Origin of the sequence: Burkholderia sp. Tr-20390 (genome assembly GCF_017104595.1) — a bacterium.
In the GTDB taxonomy this organism is placed as follows: Bacteria; Pseudomonadota; Gammaproteobacteria; order Burkholderiales; family Burkholderiaceae; genus Burkholderia.
Genome location: NZ_JAAGPC010000153.1, coordinates 1 through 21,081, shown reverse-complemented (window position 1 = coordinate 21,081; position 21,081 = coordinate 1). Strand labels below are relative to the sequence as shown.

The window sequence follows — 21,081 nt, the reverse complement described above, 5'->3', positions numbered from 1 at the left end:
TTCGATCGCCGGCCCGGCCGCATCGCGCGTCGCGCCCGGCTGGCCGTCGGCGGCCGGCGGGTCGGCGAGCTGGCCGGTCGGCTGGTCCGGGTGCTCGGCGAATCGCTCGAGCAACGTGCGGAGGGTGTCGAGCATCTGCCGCACGACATCCGGCGCGACGCGGTGCGCATCGTGCGAAATATGGAAGCCGATGCGCGCGTCCGGGTGCACGGTCAGGGTCAGCGGGTAGTTCGATTCCGCGAACGCGCGGGTGTCGAGGATCTCGATGTCGTCCGGCCCGAGCTCGGGGGCGGCGGCAACCGGGAAGTTCTCGAAGACCAGCAGGCTGTCGAACAGGCTGTCGCGGGCGGGCACTTCGCTCCACGACTGGATGTCGACCAGCGAGCTGTACGAGTGCGGCTCCATCGCCGTTTGGGCCGCGTGAACCTCTGCCAGCCATTCGGTGAAGGGCCGTTCGGGCGCGATACGCAGGCGCAGCGGCAGCGTGTTGATGAACAGCCCCACGATCGACTCGACGCCGTCGAGCAGCGGCGGCCGGCCGGACACGGTGACGCCGAAGACGACGTCGTCCGTTCCGGCGTGGCGTCGCAGCACCAACGCCCAGACCGCGCGGATCAGCACGTTGAGGGTGACGCGATGCGCACGCGTGAGCGCGTGCAGCCGCGCGGTCAGCGCAGCGTCCAGCAGGAATTGCTGGGTCCGGCGCTTGTCCTGCCGCGCGGCGTCGCCGGTCGTCTGCCGGGCAGGGCTGGCCGCGATCGGCGTGGCGGCACGGAAGCCGGCCAGCTCGGCGCGCCACCAGGCTTCGTCGGCGGCGCGCGGATGACGCGCGAGCCAGTCGATGTACGCGCGGTATCCGGGCGCCGACGCCGCGACCGCGGGCGTGCCGGTGCGCGCGAGCGACAGGTAGTCGTCGAACACCTCCTTCATCAGGGTCGCGGTGCTCCAGCCGTCGAGGATGATGTGGTGTGCGCTCCAGCAGAAGCGATGGCGCGTGTCCGTTTCCTGGATCAGCGTGCAGCGGAACAGCGGTGCCCGCTGCAGATCGAAGCCGCGATTTCGGTCGTCGGCGAGGAATGCATCGAAGTCCTGCGCGCGGCGGGACGCATCGCGGTGCCGCCAGTCAAGCACTGTCCACGGCAGCTCGACCGTGTGCAGCACGGTCTGGACGGGCTGCTCGCGATCGGCCCACGCGAACGCGGTGCGCAGCACGGCATGGCGCGCGAGCGCATGGGCCCACGCCTGCCGGAGCGCCGGCACCTGGAGCGGGCCGCTGACGACGAAGCTGAACTGCTGGAAATAGGCGGCAGGATCCAGGTCGTACAGCGAATGGAACAGGATGCCCTGCTGCAGCGACGAGAGCGGGTAGCTGTCGTCGATGTCGTCGGCTGCGGTGTCGGGGACCGACGCCGCGAAGTCGAGCAACCGGTCCCTGAAGTGCGCGGCCAGGTTCTCGACCGTCTGCCGCCGGTGGAGCCGCTCGCCGTAGCGCCAGTCCACCTGAAGCTTGCCGTCGACCACGGCGGCGACGATCTCGAACGCGTGCGTGCGCTGCGACCGCCCGGCGCGCAGCGAACCGAGGTCTTCGGCCGCCGGGCGCCAGCCGTCGGATTGCTGCAACACGGTATCGAGCTGCCCGTGATAGTTGAAGAGGATATCGGCCTGCGGCAACGCGGCGAGACTGTCGCGCACGGCGGCGTCGGGGCTCAGGTAGCGGAGCAGCGCATAACCGAGACCGTCGGCCGGAATCCGGCGCAGCTGCTGCCGCGCGGCACGCAGCGCTTGCTCCGGCGTGTGCATCGCGTCGGCGTCGAGCACGACGGGGTAGATGGACGTGAACCAGCCCACCGTCCGGGTGAGGTCGAGCGGCGCATCCGCCACGTGGCGGCCGTGACTCTCGAGATCGATCCGCGTGCGGGCGTTGCCCGTGACCATGCTGCAGGCTTGCGCGAGCGCGATGAGCAGGACGTCGTTGATGCGGGTGTCGTAGGCCCGTGGCAGCCGGCGCAGCAACGCGGTGGTGTCGGCTTCGTCCAGCTCGAATGAAACGGATGACGCGTCGCCGACCGCGTTGTTGGCCACATTGTTGGGCGCGCCCGCGGCCGGATAGTCGACCGGGATCGGCTCGACGGGCTGCGCGAGGAGTGCTTGCCACAGTCGCGCTTCGTCGCCGATGGCCGGCGACCGGGCCCGTTGCTGCAGATGCAGCGCCCATTCGCGGAACGACGTCGTCTTAGCGGGCAACGGCTGGCCGTGGTAGGCGGCATGCAAGTCATCGAGGAGCACGCGCCACGACACGCCGTCCACCGCCAGGTGATGGATAGACACGAACAGGCGGGCGAGCGGCTCGCCGGCCACGCAGAAGAGCCGGGCCGCCAGCAACGGGCCATGCGTGATGTCGATGCCGCGCTCCGCGTCAGCGGCGGCGGCGCGCATCGCCGCCAGGCGCTCGCCGGCATCGCCGGCGATCACCTGTTTCGCAAAGAGCGCCGGCATCTCGCCGCCGGCGACGACATGCTGGGTCCAGCGGCCCGCATCGTGCGAGAAACGCAGTCGCAACGCGTCGTGATGTTCGTAGACTTGCCGGAACGCGTCGGCCAGCCGCGACGCGTCGAGATCCGCCGGCACCTGGATCAGGACCGTTTGATTGAAGTGCGACGGCGCGTCGATCTCCTGTTCGAAGAACCAGTGCTGCACCGGCGTGAGCGGCGCATCGCCCAGCGGGCTCAAGGTCGGCACGTAGGCTGCCCGCTCCTCGGGCGCGGCGGCCAGCTGCGCGATCGTCTGATGCTGGAACAGCTGCTTCGCCGTCACGCGCAGCCCGGCCTGATTGGCGCGCGCGATCACCTGGATGCTCAGGATGGAGTCGCCGCCGAGTTCGAAGAAATTGTCGTGGATGCCGACGGCAGGCAACTGCAGCACGTCTTGCCAGATCGACGCCAGCAGGATTTCCCGGGGCGTGACGGCGGGCGCGTGCGGCTGGGCCGCGTCGGCGACGTCGGCTGGGGCGGGCAGCGCCTTGCGGTTGATCTTGCCGTTGGGCAGCATCGGCAACGATGCCAGCGCGACGAACTGCGACGGCACCATGTAGTCGGCGAGCTTGCCGCCGAGATATCCGCGCAGATCGGCAATGTCTGGCTCCGCGGTCGCGACATAGGCGATCAGGAACGTTCGGGCTCCTGCGGTTTTCGCGATCACGACGCAGTCGTCGACCGACGGATGCGTGCGCAGCGCCGCCTCGATTTCACCGGGTTCGATGCGCAGGCCGCGCAGCTTGATCTGGTGATCGATGCGGCCGAGGAACTCGATGTTGCCGTCGGGGCGGTAGCGCGCGAGATCGCCGGTACGGTAGAGGCGTGCAAGCGGGTCGGCGGAGAACGGATCGGCGATGAACTTCTCGGCGCTCAGCTCGGGTTCGCCGTGGTAGCCGCGCCCGACCGGCGTGCCGCCGATCAGCAATTCTCCTGGCACGCCGATCGGCGTGGGCTGCATCTGCGCATCGACGATGTAGAGGCGGGTGTTGGCGATCGGCCGGCCGATCGGGACGATGCGGTGCGGATCGTCGCGGCGGCATTCCCACGCGGTTACGTCGACAGCGGCCTCGGTCGGGCCGTAGAGGTTGTACAGCCTGACGTCCAGGCGCTCGAGGCAACGTTGCTGCAGGTCGTGGGGCAACGCCTCGCCGCTGCACACGACGCGGCGCAGCGATGCGCAGTGCGCGTCGAGGTCGGGATGATCGAGGAAGGCGCGCAGCATCGACGGCACGAAATGGAGCGTGGTGATGCGTTCGCGCTCGATGAGCTCGACCAGGTAATCGGTCTCGCGCTGGCCGCCGGGGCGGGCGAACACGAGGCGCGCGCCGGTGACGAGCGGCCAGAAGAGTTCCCAGACCGAGACGTCGAAGCTGAACGGGGTTTTCTGCAGCACCGTATCGTCGGCACCGAGCGCGTAGGCGTGCTGCATCCAGAGGATGCGGTTGGTGATCGCGCGATGGTTGTTGAGCGCGCCCTTGGGCCGGCCGGTCGAGCCGGACGTGTAGATCATGTAGGCGAGGTTGTCGCCGTTCAGCGCGGGCACGGGGTTGGACGTAGCAGCGGCGTCGAGGTCGAGCGAGTCGCTATCGACGACGATCACGTGTGCGTCGGTCTCGGGCAGCGCGTCGCGCAGATGCTGCTGGGTGAGGAGCCAGCGCAACTGCGCGTGGTCGATCATGTAGCGCACGCGCTCGGCGGGGTAGTCGGGGTCGACGGGGACGTAGGCGCCGCCGGCCTTGAGGACCGCGAGCAATGCGACGCTCATGTCGAGGGAGCGCTCCATCGCGACGCCGACGAGCGCATCGGGGCCGACGCCAAGCGCGATGAGGTGGTGGGCGAGGCGGTTGGCGCGCAGGTTGAGTTCGGCGTAGGTGAGCGAGACGTCATCGAAGACGGCCGCGACGGCATCGGGCGTGCGCTCGACCTGCTGTTCGAACAACCGATGCAGCGGTTGCGCGGCGGCTTCACCGAAATCCGTGTCGGTGCGGTTCCACTCGACCGTCATCAGGTTCCGCTCCGCGTCGCTCGTCAACGGCAGCGCGCCGAGCGGCGCGTCCGGATCGGCGATCACGGCATCGACGAGCGTGCGGAGGTGTTCCGCCATGCGATCGATCGTGGCGGCGTCGAACAGGTCGAGGTTGTATTCCAGCGAGCCCGCGAGACCGTCGTCGGCATCCTGCGCATGGAGCGTGAGGTCGAACTTCGCGGTGTGGGTCTCCACCGCCACCGGCGTGGCCACGAGACCGGGGAAGCTCACCGCCTGGGACGGCGCTTTCTCGTACGCGAACACGACCTGGAACACCGGCGTGCGGCTCAGGTTGCGCTCGAGCGCGAGCGAATCCACCACCTGCTCGAACGGAATCTCCTGGCGGCTGTAGCCGTCGAGCGCGACGCGCTTCACGCGCGCCAGCAGTTCGCCGAAGGTCGGATTGCCCGACAGGTCCACGCGCAGCGCGAGCATGTTCGCGAAGAAGCCGATCAGCGGCTCGGTCATGCTCGAACGCCGGTTGGCGATCGGGGAGCCGATGACGAGGTCCTGCTGGTTGCTGTATCGCGACAGGAGCAGCGCATACGCGGCGAGCACGACCATGAACGTGCTGGTGCCGGACGCACGCGCGATCGCGCGCAGGCCGTCGGCGCGCTCGCCGCTCAGCTGGAACGGCAGGACCGCGCCGCGGAACTGCTGGACCGCGGGCCGCGGGCGGTCGGTGGGCAGTTCGATCAGGTCCGGCGCATCGGCCAGCGCGGCGCTCAGGAGTGCCAGTTCCCGATGCGTGTCGGCGGACGCGAGGCGTTCGTGCTGCCACACCGCGTAGTCCGCGTACTGGACAGCCAGTTCCGGCAGTGACTCGCCGGCATAGAGCGCGGCCAGCTCGCCGATGAGGATGCCTGACGACCATGCATCGGAGACGATGTGATGCATCACGATGCCGAAGACGTGCAGGCGCTCGTGGACGCGATACAGCACGACGCGATAGAGCGGCCCGGCGGCGAGATCGAACGGCCGGTCGGCTTCCTCCGCGAGCCGCGCGAGCGTGTCGGACTCGCTGGCGACCTCGACGACGTCGAGCGCGACCGGCGCCGGCGGCGCGATGCGTTGAACCCCGCGGCCGTCGACGGCGGGAAACGTCGTGCGCAGGATCTCGTGACGCCGGCTGATCTCGGACACGGCTGCCTGCAGGCGCGCGATGTCCAGCTCGCCGTCGAAGCGCAGCGCGCTCGAGATGTTGTAGGTGGCCGACGGGCCTTCCAGTTGTGCGAGGAACCACAGTCGCTGCTGCGGGAAGGACAGCGGCAGGTCGTTCGCGCGCGGGCGGGGCAGGATGGCGCCGGCCGTCGAACCGGCGTGCGGCGACGACGCTTCGATCAGGTCGGACACCGCGCTGATGGTCTGGAGTTCGAAGATCGCGTCGATACCGATCTCGACGGAGAAGCTGCTCCAGATCCGCGAGACCAGCTGCATGGCTTGCAGCGAATCGCCGCCGTAGTCGAAGAAGCGGCCGGTGAGATCGACGGCCGGATTGTCGAGCACGTCGCGCCAGATGCGCACCAGCTCGAGCTGAATCGGCGTGGCGTCGAGACTGGCGGTGTCGGGCGCGGCGTTGGGCTCCAGCGCCAGGAGCGCCGGGCGATCCAGCTTGCCGTTGGCGTTGAGCGGGAATTCGGCGATCGGGATGATGTCGGACGGGACCATGTAGTCCGGCAGCTTCCCGGCCAGATAGGCCCGCAGGTCCGGCACGCTCAGGCTCGCGGCGCCCTTGACGTAGGCCGCCAGCTTGCGCACGCCGTGGGCGGATTCGCGCAGCATGACCGCCGCGCCGACGACGTCCTCGTGCGCGGCGATCGCGGCCTCGATCTCGCCGAGTTCGACACGGTGCCCGCGGATCTTGACCTGGTGGTCGACGCGCCCGTAGCACTGGATACGTCCGTCGGGCAGCCACCGGCCGATGTCGCCGGTGCGATAGATGCGCGCTTCGCCGGGGAACGGATGCTCGACGAATTTCGCGGCGGTGACGTCGGGCCGCTGGTGGTAGCCGCGCGCGAGGCCGGCGCCGGCGACGCAGATTTCCCCGGGCACGCCGAGCGGAACCGGCCGCAGCGCGTCGTCGAGCATGTACACGCGGGTGTCGGCGATGGGCCGGCCGATCAGCACCGTCGACGGCGCGTCCTCGACGCGCTCGACGATGCAGCCGACCGTCGCCTCGGTAGGGCCGTACTCGTTGTAGATTTCGATCGCGGGATCGATCTTGCGCAGCGTGGCGATGTGCTGGGGCGTCAGTTCCTCGCCGCCCACGATCACCTTGCGCACGCCGGAGCGCGCCAGGTTCATGTATTCCAGCAGGTGAATGTGGGTGGGCGTGAGCTTGAGGGTGTCGACGCCGCTGCCGGGCTGGAACATCCGGGCCAGGATGGTGTCGATGCTTTCCGACTGCGGATAGATGCGCAGCGTCTTGCCGCGCACCAGCGGGCAGAAGAGGTTGGTGAGCGTGAAATCGAAGCAGAGCGAGCTGTACAGGCCGAAACTGCCGGTCGTGCTTTCCGGAAAGTAATACGCGGCGGCCCACGCGATGTAGTGGGCCAGGTTCCGGTGTTCGAGCAGGCAGCCCTTGGGTTTCCCGGTCGAGCCGGACGTGTAGAGCACGTAGGCCAGGTGCGCCGGTTCGGCACGGTACGGCGGGTTGTCCGGCCGCGGCGGCCAGCCGGGGAGCTCCTGGTCCAGCAGCAGCGTCACGCCGGAGAACTCATACCACTGCGCGAGCTGATTCGATTGGGTCACCAGCAGCGACAGGCCGGTGTCGCCGAGGATGTGATTGATCCGCTCGGCCGGATACGCCGGGTCCAGCGGAACGAACGCCGCCCCCGCCTTCAGGATGCCGAGAATCGCGACGATCATCCATTCGGAACGGTCGAGCATGATGCCGACCAGCGATTCCGGCCCGACGCCGTGGTGCTCGCGCAATTGATGCGCGAGGCTGTTGGCCCGCGCGTTCAGGTCGGCGTAGGTCATCAGCGCACTGTCGGTGACCAGGGCCGGCGCCGTCGGTGTGCGGGCGACCTGCGCTTCGAACATGGCGACGACCGTCGGGTGGCTGGGGCCAGTCGTCGCGGTTTCGTTGAAGGCGGCCAGCAGCGGGGCCTCTTCCGGCGGGGCCGATGCGATGTCGCCGACGGGCGTGTCGAGGTGTTCGAATGCCGCCAGCACCGCGCCGAGGCTGCCGGCGAAACCGTCGATGATGAAAGGCTCGATGGCGGCGCTGTAACGAAGCTCGATCTCGCCGCGCGCGAGCCGCAGATGCAACTGCAGGTCGTCGTCGCGACCGGTCGGTGCGTGGTGCACCCGATCGTCCGCCAGCGCGACTTTCGTGAGCTGCGCGAGCGCCATGTCCTTTTCGTTGCGTACGAGCGTTTCCAGCGGGAAGTGAGGCTCGGCGTAGCTGTCTTCCACGATCGCGGCCACGCGCGACAGGTAGTCCTCGACGCGCTCGTCGGGACGGACCTCGATGATCAGCGGCACGATGGCGGCCCGGGCCGACGGATGCGCGGCCAGCGCCGGCGTGCCGAGCACCGTGACCGGAATCCGGAAGTATTTCCAGAGCAGGAACGCAATGCCCGCCGCCGTGACGGCGAATTCGGCAAGCTCGCCGTCGCCGATGCGCCGCAACAGGTCGAGCGACGCGGGCGTGAGCCGGACCGTGCGGGACAGCGGGCGACCCGGTTGCTGATTCGGGGCGTACGCCGCGATCCGGTAGACGCCGGCGACCCGGGAAAGGCTTTCGCGCCAGAAACGCGCGGTGGAGGCATAGCGATGGTCGGTGACCAGCACGTTATTGTCTTGCACAGGACACTCCTTGAAACGTTTTGTTCACCTGAAACAACCCGAAGCGGCGCGCACGGCGCGCGCCGCTCGAACTCCGGACGATCCGCATCACGTCTTCTCCTCGAGCGCGTCGTCGGCCGTGACCTCGGGCGCGCGCTTCAGGCGCAGGCCGACCCGGGCCCGTGGGCCGGCGGCGGGCGCCTCGCCGGAGAGCGGGATGCGATCGACCGGCGTGGCCGGGTCGCGGCGGAAGACGTCGTGGATCGCGAGCAGTCGATCGCGCATCGCGGCGATGGTCGACGGGCGGAACAGGTGGGTGTTGTAGATGAACTGGATCAGGTGCCGGCCTTCGCTTTCCACGACCTGGAGCGACAGGTCGAACTTGGCCGTCGTATCCGCCGGCGAGATGTCCGTGATGCGCAGGCCGGGCTGCGGCGCCGGCATCGACACGTGGTTCACCTGAATGTCGAAGATCGGAAAATGGCCCGCCGGGGTGCGGATATTCAGGTCTTCCAGCAACACGTCGAACGGATAGGACGCATGCTCCAGCGCTTGCGCGGAGGCTGTCGCCACGCCGTCGATCACCTCCGCGACGGTCGCGGATCGCCGCACCGGCACGCGCAGCACGACGGTGTTGAGATACACGCCGATCTGCGATTCGAGCGGCTCGCTGTCGCGCCCGGCCGACACGCTGCCGATGACGATGTCCTCACGCCCCGTATAGCGGTGCATCAGCACGCAGAACGACGCCAGCAGCACCGCGTAAAGCGACGTATGGTGCGCGCGGGCCAGCGCGGCGAGTTCCGCCGCGTGCGGCGCCGCCAGTTCGACTTCGAGCGTCTGCCCGGCATGACCGGGCCGCTCGGGCCGCGGGAAGTCGGTTGCCAGCTGCAGGCGGGGCAGCGGCGCTGCCAGTTGCGCGAGCCAGTACGCGCGATGCGCGGCGGCACGCGGACCCGCGAGGCTCGCGTTGTGCCACGCGGCGTAGTCGCGATACTGGATCGGCAGCGGCGGCAGGTCGTGTCCCGCATACAGCGCATGCAGCTCGTCGGTCAGCACGCGGATCGACCACGCATCCGAGATCACGTGGTGCATGTTCAGCAGCAGCAGATGCTTCACCGGCGAGAGCCGCACCAGCGTGACGCGAAACACCGGCCCCGACGCGAGATCGAACGGCTGCTCGCTTGCCGCGCGAATCAGCGCATCGATCGCCTGCGGCCCGGCATCGTCCGCGAGATCGCGCTGCTCGACCCGGAAGCCGGAGGCTTCGCGGCTGAGGATGCGTTGCCGCAACTCGCCTTCGATCATCGCGAACACGGTGCGCAGGCTCTCGTGGCGATCGACCAGCAGGTCGAACGCACGGACGAGGCGCGCCGTGTCGACGGCGCCGTCCAGCTGCAGCGCGCCCGCCATGTTGTACGTGGACGGATCCGCACCGCGGCTGGCGAGCCAGATCCGCTTCTGTGCGCGGGACACCGCGTAGGACGGTTGCGCGGCCAGCGCCGGGATGAACGCGTCGTCGGCGGCAGCGCCGTCGGCGGGCATGGCAGCCAGCTTCCGCGCGAGCGCGCGCGGCGTCGGCGCATGGAAGATGTCGGCGACCGTGACGTCCCGTTTCAGTTCGCGCCGGATCCGGCTGACCAGCTGGATCGCCTTGAGGCTTTGGCCGCCCTGCTCGAAGAAATCGGCGTCGACGCCGTTCGGCCGGCGGCCGAGCACCTCGGCGAAGAGGCGCAGCAGCGCCGCTTCGACTGGCGTGCGCGGTTCGGCCGGCACGCCGTCGGGCACGGACGCGGCATCCGGGAGCGGCAGCGCGGCGCGGTTGATCTTGCCGTTCGGCATGACGGGCAGCGCCGGCAGCAGCATCACGGTGTCGGGCACCATATGCGCCGGCAGCGTGTCGCGCAGTGCGTCGCGCACGCGTGGGGGCGTCCAGCCGGTTCCCGACGCGTAGGCGCACAGGGTCATTTCCGCATCCGACGTTTCCCGGGCGACCACGACGGCGTGGGAGATGCCCGCGAGACTGGTCAGCGCGGCTTCGATTTCCCCGAGCTCGATCCGATAGCCACGGATCTTGACCTGGAAGTCGCGGCGGCCGAAGAAGTGGAGATTGCCGTCCGCGTCGAAGCAGCCGACGTCGCCGGTGCGATACAGGCGCGCGCCCGGTTCCGGACTGAACGGATCGTCGCGGAACACCGCCCGGGTGCGGGCTTCGTCGAACAGGTAGCCGCGCCCGACGCCGACGCCGCCGATGCAGATCTCGCCCTTGACGCCGGCCGGGCACGGATTCATGTCGGCATCCACGACGTAGAGGCGCAGGTTCTCGATCGGCCGGCCGATCGGAATCGCCGGCCGATCCGGCGCGCGCGTCAGGCTGTAATGCGCGACGGAGTCCGACGCTTCGGTCGGCCCGTACGCGTTGATGAGCCGGACCGCCGGATTCAGGCGGAACCACGCTTGCGCGGTGGCGGGCTGCAGCGTTTCGCCGATCGTCAGTAATGTTTCGAGGTGCGGGAAGGCCGGTGTCGCGTGCCGTTCCAGTTCGCCGAGAAAGGTCGCGAGATAGGACGGCACGAATTGCATTGCCGTGATGCGGTCGCGGTGCAGGCTGTCGATCAGGCGTGCGGGCTCGAGGATCACGGCATCGGGGTAGATCACCGTCGTGCCGCCCGACGCCAGCGCCGCGAAGCACTGCCAGACCGAAATATCGGCGCAGTGCGAAGCGGTCTGGGCGACCGCGCTCCGCGCGTCGAGCCCGACCCGGCGCGCCATCGCGAGCACGTGATTGAGCATGCCGCGATGTTCGACCATCGCGCCCTTCGGCTGGCCGGTCGAACCCGACGTGAAGATCACGTAGGCGAGGTCCGCGGGCCGGCAGCGCGGCGTCAGTGTTTCGGCATCCTGATGGGCGGGCAGGCGCGCGGGATCGACCAACGGGATCGACGCCAGCGCCGGCGGCGGCTGGCAGTCGGTGCCGACGATGACGGCCGGCCGGGCCAGCGTCAGCAGGGTCTCGACCCGCTGGGCCGGATAGGCCGGATCGACCGGAACGTACGCCGCGCCGCACTTCCAGATCGCCAGGATCGTTTCCAGCATCAGCGGCGAGCGCGGCATCCAGACGGCGATCCGGTCGTCCGGCTGGAGCGGCGCCGTGTGCAGAAGCTGCGCGGCGATCCGGTTCGCGCCTTCGACGAGCGCCCGATACGTGCGAACCTCCGTGCCGCAGCGCACCGCGATGCGCTCCGGGTGCGCGGCGGCGACGGCCTCGATCAGTTCGGGCAGCGTCCGGTCGGACGGAACCGGCGCGAACGTGTCGTTCCAGCCGAGCAGGAGGGCGTCCCGCTCGGCGGCAGTGAGCAGCGCAACGCTGCGGTTCGGGCGATCTTCCGCGCCGGCCAGGCCGGTGAGCAGGGTCTCGACATGGCGCAGCAGGCGGACGATCGTGTCGCGATCGAACCGGCCGTCGTCGTACAGCACCTGCAGCGACAGGCGCTTGCCCGGCGTCACGACCAGCGTCAGCGGGTAGTTGTTCGGATCGGACACCTGGAATGCGCCGATCCGCAGGCCGGGCAGCGCATCGGCCAGCGCTTCTTCCACCGGATAGTTCTGGAAGATGAGCAGGCTGTCGAAGAGCGGCACGCCGGGCGGCAGGCCGGCGAATTTCTGGAGGTCGGCCAGCGGATAGTGCGCATAGTCCTCCTGCTGCGCGAGATCCAGCTGCAATTGCGCCAGCCACGCGGACGTCGGGCGCGCGTCGATGTGCACCCGCACCGGCAGCGTGTTGATGAACAGCCCGACCATCTCGTCCGACGCCGGCAGCGACGCGGGGCGACCGGACACGATCGTGCCGAACACGACGTCCGATTCGCCGCTGTAGCGGCTCAGCAATTGCGCCCACGCGCCCTGCGCGAGTGTGTTCAGGGTGAGGCGGCGGGTTTGCGCGAACGCGACGAGCCGTTGCGTGTCGCGTTCGGAGAGCAGCAGCGCCTCTTCCACGTAGGCGCCCGGCGCGGCCGTGCCGTCGAGTTCGGGGCGGCCCAGCACGAGCGGTGTCGTCGCCGGGAAATCGGCGAGCTTCGTTTTCCAGAAACGTTCCGCGGCGGCGGCGTCCTGGCGTGCCAGCCAGCGCACGTAATCGGCGAAGGCGGGCGGCGCGTCCCGCTGCGGCGCGCCGTCGGCCGGCGGCGCCTGATAGGCGGCGGCCACTTCGCTCAGGAGGCGGGCGGAGCTCCACCCGTCGAGCAGGATGTGGTGATGGCTCCAATGGAAGCGCCATGCGTGCTCGCCCACGCGGAACAGCGCGAGCCGCATCAGCGGCGCGCGGGCAAAGTCGAAGCCGCGCGCCCGGTCCTGCGCCACGTAGGCTTCCCAGCGCTGCTCGGCCTCCGCGGCGGACGCCGCGCGCAGATCCTCTTCGTGCCACGGCAAGTCGACACGGCGATGCACGACCTGCACGGGGCTTTCGATGTCTTCCCAGTGAAACGCGGTGCGCAGGATGTCGTGCCGGTGCGCCACGGTATCCCACGCGCGGCGGAACCGTTCGACGTCGAGCGCCCCGTCGATACCGAAATTCAGGCTGCTGAAGTACGCATCCGACGCGGGTTCGTACAGGCTGTGGAACAGCATGCCCTGCTGGGTCGGCGTCAGCGGGTAGACGTCGGCGACCTCGTCCGGCATCACCGACGCCGGCGCTTGCGGCAAGGCGGCCGCGGGCCGGGTCGAGGCGGACGGGACGGCATGGCCGACGACCAGGGATTCGAGCGCCGCGATGTAGGCTTGCGCGACGCGCAGGATGGTGTCCGCGTCGTGGCAGGCCCGGCTGAATTCCCACGCCACGTGCAGGCGGTTGCCGGTCACGTACGCGTTGATGTCGAGCAGGTGCTCGCGCCGCTGGGTCGCGTGGCGGCCGTCCCCGCTCGGCTCCGCGGCCTGTTTCCAGTCGCGTGCGGCGGTGAACAGCTGGTCGGTCTGCCCCAGGTAGTTGAACTGCAGTCGCGGCTGCGGAAGCGGGCCGTCGAGCCGGTCTTGCAGCAGGCCGCAGGTGATGCCCGCGTTCGGCACCGCGCGCAGTCGCGCCTTGACCGATGCGACCAGGCCGGCCGGATCGTGCGAACCGGCATCGACCGTCAGCACGACCGGGAACACCGACGTGAACCAGCCCACCGTGCGCGAGATGTCGAGGTCGTCGATCAGCTCCTCGCGCCCGTGCGCCTCGAGATCCAGCAGGACGTCGGCGCATCCGCTCCAGTCGCTGACGGCCCGTGCGAGCGCGGCGAGCAGCACGTCGTTGATCTGCGCGTCGTACGCGCGGGGCGCGACGCCCAGCAACGCCGTCGTCGCGGCTTCGCCGAGCTCGACCACGATCGTTTCGGCGGACGCCACGGTATTGGCGTCGGCGGCCGCCTCGCGATCGAGCGGCAGGCCGGGCAGGCCGGGCAGCGCGGCACGCGCGAGGGCCTGCCAATGGGCGAGGTCGACGTCGGCGGCGCCGGAATCGGCCCAGGTCGAGATCGCCCGGGTCCAGGCGGTCCAGGTGGCGCTGCCGCCCGCGAACTCGGGTGCCTTGCCGTGGCGCAGGCGGGTATAGGCGTCGTACACGGTTTCGAGCAGCGCGCCCCACGACACGCCGTCGACCACCAGGTGATGGGCGACCAGCAGCAGGCGGAGCGAACGGCCTGCGTCCAGGCGGAACAGGTCGGCGCGCACGACGGGGCCGTCCGCGAGATTCAGGCTCGCATGCGCTTGCGCGACGTGCTGCGCGAGCTGATCGCGCGCTATGTCGGACACGACGACGGGGACTTCCGGATCGTCGACGACTTCCTGGCTCCAGCCGGACTCGCCTGCGCGAAAGCGCAGCCGCAGCGCGTCATGCCACTTGACCGCGTGCCGCAGCGCCTGGCGCAGCAGGCCCGGATCGAGGTCGGCCGGCACGTCGAGCAGGACCCCCTGGTTGTACTGGTTCGGGTCGTCCTGGTGCTGCGCGAAGAAACGCTTCTGGATGGGCGTCAGCGGCAGCGGGCCGGACGACGCGACGAACTGCGCCGCGCCGACCGTGCCGCGCGTCGCCACGGCGGCGAGTTCGGCCACCGTCGGATGCTGGAAGATGAGTCGGGTGGTGAGCTTCAGGCCCGCCTTCGCGGCCAGCGACACGATGCGCATGCTCAGGATCGAATCGCCGCCCAGCGCGAAGAGGTTGTCGTGGATGCCGGGCGACGGAATGCCCAGCGCCTCGCCCCAGATGCGGCACAGCAGCGTCTCGGTGGGCGTGCGCGGCGGCGTCGGCGCGTGCGCGGTGGCGGCGAGTCGCGCGCGGTCCAGCGGCGGCAGCGCCTTGCGGTCGATCTTGCCGTTGCCGCTCAGCGGCAGCGCGTCGAGCACCACGTAGATGCCGGGCACCATGTAGTCCGGCAGCGTCGCGGACAACGCGGCGGCGATCGCGGCGTCGCTCAGCGACGCGCCGTCGCGGAACGCGACATACGCGCACAGCGCGGCGCGGCCGGCCTCGTCGCGATAGTCGAGCGCGGCCGCCTGGCGGATTTCCGGAATGGCGGCCAGCGCGTTGTCGATCTCCCCGAGCTCGATGCGGTAGCCGCGGATCTTCAGCTGGTGGTCCTGGCGGCCGTGGAGCACGATCGTTCCATCGGGCAGGTAGCAGCCGATGTCGCGGGTGCGGTACAGGCGGGCCCCGCGCGCCGGATGGAACGGATCCTCGACGAACGCCTCCCGCGTGGCGGCCTCGTTGTTCAGATAGCCGCGGCCGACGGCGACGCCGGACACGCACAGCTCGCCGGGAATCCCGATCGGGCACAGGTTCATCTGCGGGTCGACGACGTAGAGGCGCACGTTGCGGATCGGCTTGCCGACCGGTACGTAAGGCGTGGTTGGCGCGCACGTCATGCGGTGCTGCGCGACGTCGTCGGACGCTTCGGCCGGGCCGTACGCGTTCACCAGCGCGATGCCAGGGAATACGTCGAACCACTGTTTCACCAGGGCCGGGCTGACCATCTCGCCGGTGACGAGCAGGTGCCGCAGGTGCCGCATCAGCGCCGGCTGTTCCGATGCACGGTCGAGCACGGCGGACAGATAGGACGGCACCAGTTCGAGGATGCTGATCCGCGTGGCGTCCAGGTACGCGACGAAACGCGCGGGATCGCGAATGCATTCGTCGTCGACGATCACGGTCTTGCCGCCGACGAGCGGCGCCGTGAAAAATTGCCAGACCGAAATATCGAAGCAATGCGGCGCGGTTTGCGCGATCACCGAATGCGCCGAGATCGAGAACTCGTCGATCTCGGCGAGCATGTGATTCAGCATGCCGGCGTGCTCGACCATCGCCCCTTTGGGCTTGCCGGTGGAGCCGGACGTGTAGATCACGTACGCGAGGCTGTCGGGCGACACGGGGCAGCCGGGATTGGTGTCGTTGTCGATATCGGTGACGGCGTCGAGCGACACGACCGGCGCGATCCCGGCCAGCTCCGCAGGCAGGAGCCCGTCGCTGGTGATCACGAGGGCGGCGCCGGAATCCTCGAGGATGGTGCGGATGCGCGCCACCGGATAGTCGGGGTCGATCGGAACATAGGCGGCGCCGCATTTCCAGACGGCGAGGATCGCCTCCATCAGGCGCGCCGACCGGTGCATGCAGATCGCGACCAGCGTGTCCGGCCCCAGCTCGTCGGCGGCCAGCAGGCGGTGCGCGATGCGGTTGGCGCGCGCGTTCAGTTCGCCTGCGCTCAGGACGCTATCGCGGTACTCGACCGCCGGCCGCTCGGGGTGCTCCGCGGCGGCCTGCTCCAGGCGATGCACCACGGTGAGCGCGGCGTCGAATGGCACGGCGGTGTCGTTGAAGGTCTCCAGCAACTGCCGGCGTTCGGCCTCGGGCAAGATCGGCACGCGGCCGAGCAGCCGGTTCGGCTCGGCCGCGAACGCGTCGAGCGTCGCCGCCACGTGGCCCAGCATCCGCTGCATCGTGTCTTCATCGAAGCGCCGCGGGTCGAACGACAGTTCCATCTTCCAGTCGTCGCGCGCCGTCACCACGAATTCGAGCGGAATGTCGGCGCGGTTGTAGAGCTGCACCTCGTCGACCGCCAGCCCGTGCGCGCCATGCGTGAGCGACGCGTCGAGCGGGTAATTCATGAACGTGATGTTGCTCTCGAACAGCGGCGCCGTCGGCGGGACTTCGCTGCAACGCTGAATGTCGGGCAACGGGGTGTGCTCGAACGGCGCACGGGCGGCCACGCGCGCCTGGATCATCTTCAGCCACGGCACCAGCGGCTGCCTCGGGTCGACCCGCACTCGCACCGGCACCGTATTGATGAACAGGCCGAGCATGGTTTCGATCCCCGGCAGAGGGGCGCCCCGTCCGGACACGACGGCGCCGAACACCACGTCGGTCTCCCCGCTGTAACGCGACAGCACGAGCGCCCAGGCCGCTTGCGCGAGGGTATTGAGGGTGACGTGATGGCGGGCCGCGAATTGCCGCAGGCGCGCGCTCAGGTCGGCCGACAGGTCGGCCTGCACTTGCGCGAGGCCCTGGCCGAAGCGCTCGTCAGCGCCCGCGCGCGCGGCCGTGGGCAGCGGGGTCGGCGAGCGGAACCCTTCGAGATAGCGCGTCCAGTATTGCTGCGCGGCTTGCGGCTCGTGCTGCTGCAGCCACTGGATGTAGTCGCGGTAGGGGCGCACCGGCGGGAGCGCCGGCGGCACGCCGCGCGCGAGCGCGCCATACACCTGGAAGATCTCGTCGATGACGAGCGACAGGCACCAGCCATCGGCCAGGATGTGATGGTGGCTCCAGCTGAACAGGTACGCGTCGGCGGCGACGCGCGCCAGGCGACAGCGCACGAGCGGCGCGCGGTCGAGCGCGAAGCCTTCGGCCAGGTCGTTGTCGAGATGCGCGCGCCACCGCGTGCGCTGCTCGTGTTCCGGCAGGTCGCGCCAGTCGTCCTGCACCCACGGCAGCGTGGCGTGCGCGTGCACGACCTGCATGGGCTTGTCGAATTCCTCCCAATGGAACGACGTGCGCATCACCGGATGCCGATCGATGAGCTGCTGCCATGCGGCATGAAACAGCGCGGTGTCGAGGCTGCCGGTGATCCGGCAACTGAGCTGGTTGAAGCTGCTTCTCGCGCCGGGCTCGTGCACGGCATGAAAGAGCATCCCCTCCTGCATCGGGGAGAGCGCGTAGATATCGGCGATGGTCGGGGATGTCACGATTTGATCCTTGAGACGAGGGCGTCCAGCGCTGCCTGGCTGATGCGCGCGGCCGGAAAATCCGACGGGCTCAGCGCGCGCGGGCCGTCGCCGCTGGCCGCGACGATCGACAGCAGACGGCTGCGGTAACACTGCGTCAGCTGCTCGATGACGCCGGGTGCGCAGGCCTCGCGGTTGTAGTGCCAGGTCAGGCGCAGGCGGCCGTCGAACACCATCCCGTCGATCTCGAACAGATGGCCGCGACGTGCGCGCGGGCTGTGCTCGGGGCTCTGGAAGTCGAGCACCGGCTTCCAGCCCGTGTCGTCGGCCAGCACGCGATCGACCTGGCCGAGATAGTTGAAGCGCACCGGCGCCGGCGGCTGCCGTTCCAGCGCGGCCGTGATGCCGGCGTCGCGACCGAGGTAGCGTGCGATGCCGTAGCCGAGCCCGCGCATCGGCACCGCGCGCAGTTGCTCCTTGACGTGGCGCAGCGCGTCGACCGCCACGGTGGCGTCGCCGGCGCTCAGGAACACCGGATAGTGGGTGGTGAACCAGCCGATCGTGCGCGACGTATCGACGCCGTCGAAGAGGTCCTCGCGGCCGTGGCCTTCGAGATCGACGACCAGCGACGCGTTGCCGGTCCAGTCGCCGAACGCGAGCAGCAGGGCCGTCAGCAGGACTTCGTTGATCTGCGTGTTGAACGCACGCGGCACGTCCTGCAACAGCGCGAGCGTCTGCTGGGCGTCGAACTCGACGAGCGTCGAGCCGGCTTGGGCGCGGGTGCCGACCGGCATGTCGTCGAAGCACGCCGGCTCGCCGGCGTTCCCGTGGAGCCAGTAGTCGAGCCCCAGTCCGTCGAGCGCGGTCGCGCCGAGTTCGGACAGACGCGTCGACCAGTCGCGCCAGGCCGTCGTCCTGGCCGGGAGCTGCACCGCGTGGCCCGCTTCGAGCTGGCGGCACGCGGTGTACAGGTCTTCGAACAGGATGCGCCACGAGACGCCGTCGATCACCAGGTGATGCGCGACCACGAGCAGGCGCTGCGGCGCATCGGGGCCGAACTGGAACAGGTGCGCGCGCAGCAGCGGCGGCGCCGACAGCGTGAAGCTCGCCTGCATGCCGGTGGCGGTCGCGAGCATCGCGGCCTCACGCGCGGCGGGTGCCGCGTCCGCCAGCGACGTGACGCCGAGCGCAATGGCCAGCGGCGGCGCCGCATGCGCTTGCTGCCACGCGCCGGCGACGCGCTCGAAACTCAGCCGCAGCGCGTCGTGATGCGTCGTGACGGCCGCGAGCGCGCGCTCGATCGTGTCCGGCCGCAGCGACGCGGGCACCTCGATCATCGTCGACTGGTTGTAGTGATGCGGATCGGCGACGTCCTGCGCGAAGAACCAGTGCTGGATCGGCGTCAGCGGGGCGGGGCCGACCACCGGCTCCTGCGCGATCCGCAGCGACGGCGCGTCCGTCGCGACCCGGGCAAGCTCGGCAATGGTCGGATGCGCGAAGAACTGGTCGGCGGTGAACTTGAGCCCGACCTGCTGGGCCAGCGACATCACCCGGATGATCAGGATCGAGTCGCCGCCCAGTTCGAAGAAATTGTCGTGCACGCCGATCGGCTCGCGGCCCAGCACGTCGGACCAGATCCTGCCCAGGCGCGCCTCGACGTCATTGGCCGGGGCGACGTACGCGGCTTCGCTCGGCACGGGCGCCAGCTCCAGCGCGGCGAGCGCGTTGCGGTCGGGCTTGCCGTTCGGCGTCAGCGGCAGGCGTTCGAGCGTCACGATCGACGCCGGCACCATGAACTCGGGCAGACGCTCCTTCAGGTGTTCCCGCAGGCTGGCGACGCTGGCCGTCGCCGTCGCGACGCAGGCCACCAGCTGCCTGTGCTGCGGCGCGTCCTCGCGCACGAACACGATCGCGTCGGCGACGCCGGCGTGCTGCCGGAGCGCCGCCTCGATCTCGCCCATTTCGATCCGGTAGCCGCGAATCTTCACCTGCGTGTCGCGCCGCCCGGTGACTTCCAGGTTGCCGTCCGGCAGCCAGACGCCGAGGTCGCCGGTGCGATAGAGGCGCGCGCCGGCCTCGAACGGGTGATCGACGAACGCGGCGGCCGTCAGGTCGTCCCGGCCGACATAGCCGCGCGCGAGCGCGATGCCGGACACGCAGATCTCGCCCGTGCAGCCGTCGGGGGTCAGCCCGCCGTGCTCGTCGAGCAGGTACAGGTGCGTGTTGCGGATCGGGCGGCCCACCGGCAGGCGGGCCCCGTAGGTGACGGCCGGGTCGACCACGTAGTCCGTGATGCACACGGTTGCCTCGGTCGGGCCGTACGAGTTGTGGCACGTGCGGGTCCGGGCCAGCTCGCGCAGATCCGCCACGCGGGCGTTGTCGCCCGCGCTGATGACCCGTTTCACGGTGCCGAGCGCGTGCCAGTCGAGCGCGGCGAGATAGGCCGGCGTCGCGTTGACGGTGGTGACGCCCTGCTGCGCGAGGTAGTCGACGAAACGCGGCGCGTCCCGGATCACGGCGGGCTTCGCCAGCACCAGGCGCGCGCCCGCGAGCAGCGTGACGAAGATCTCCATGATCGAGCCGTCGAAGCCCGGGGAGTAGAACTGGACGAAGCGGTCGGCGGCGTCGAAACCGAATGCGTCCACATGGTACTGCGCCATGTTCAGGAGCCCTGCGTGTTCGAGCACGACGCCCTTGGGCACGCCCGTGGAGCCGGACGTATAGATGATGTATGCCGCATCGTCCGGACGGACCTCGACCGGCGCCGATGCCGACGCGGGTGCCAGCGTGTCGAGCTGGAAGTCGAGGGCGAACATCGGGATCGCCCAGAAGTCGGCGAGCAACGGCAGGTGTTCCGAGTGCGTCAGCAGCGCCTTGGCCTTCGCATCCTCGATCATGAAGCGCAGCCGCTCCCGCGGAAATTCCGGGTCGAGCGGCAGATACACCGCGCCCGCCTTGAGCGCGCCGAGCATGCCGACGATCCAGCGCTCGGAACGGTCGGCCACCACGCCCACCACGTCGCCGCGTTCGATCGCGTATTCCGCGAGCAGGAAGCTCGCCAGCCGGGACGCCTGGTCGTCGAGTTCGGCATAGGTCAGCGACGCGTCGGCGGTCACCACGGCAACGCTGTCCGGCGCGGCCGCGACCCGTTGCGCGAACTGTTCCAGGAAGGTGCCGTCGACCGCGACGGGTGCCGCCTGCGCACGCAGGCGCGCGCGCTCTTCGTCGTCGAGCAGCGAGACGGTGTCGAGCGGCGCATCCAGTGCGCCGAAGCCGGCCACGACGTTGCGCAGGTGCCGCGCGAGATGCTGCAGATAATGCAGCGTGAACACCGTCGGCCGGCCCGTCAGCACGATCTCGTAGCGTTCGCGATGGCGGATCTCGATCGACAGGTCGTAGTCGGCCGCTGTCCAGGCTTCGTGAAGGCCGTCGAAGCGCACGCCGACGTTGGTCGCGCGCCGTTCGCCATGCAGCTTGTGCGCGAGGGCGGCGATCGGGAAATCCTGGTACGAATAGCTGCGCTGCACCGCGTCGCGCAGCTGG

At 69.7% G+C, this 21,081-nt stretch carries 3 protein-coding genes; all 3 read right to left on the bottom strand.

Going from position 1 to position 21,081, the window contains the following annotated elements; all coding sequences use genetic code 11:
* A partial coding sequence (locus G3N98_RS29960) for a non-ribosomal peptide synthetase (protein WP_206150218.1) occupies positions 1–8,373 on the bottom strand: 8,373 nt, incomplete at its 3' end.
* Between the two features lie 87 nt (positions 8,374–8,460).
* Positions 8,461–17,559 (bottom strand): non-ribosomal peptide synthetase, encoded by a 9,099-nt coding sequence (locus G3N98_RS29955; RefSeq protein WP_206150216.1) that lies wholly within the window; start codon positions 17,557–17,559, stop codon positions 8,461–8,463.
* On the bottom strand, positions 17,556–21,081 hold a 3,526-nt coding region (locus G3N98_RS29950), incomplete at its 5' end, for a non-ribosomal peptide synthetase (protein WP_206150214.1). The genes G3N98_RS29950 and G3N98_RS29955, both read right to left, overlap by 4 nt.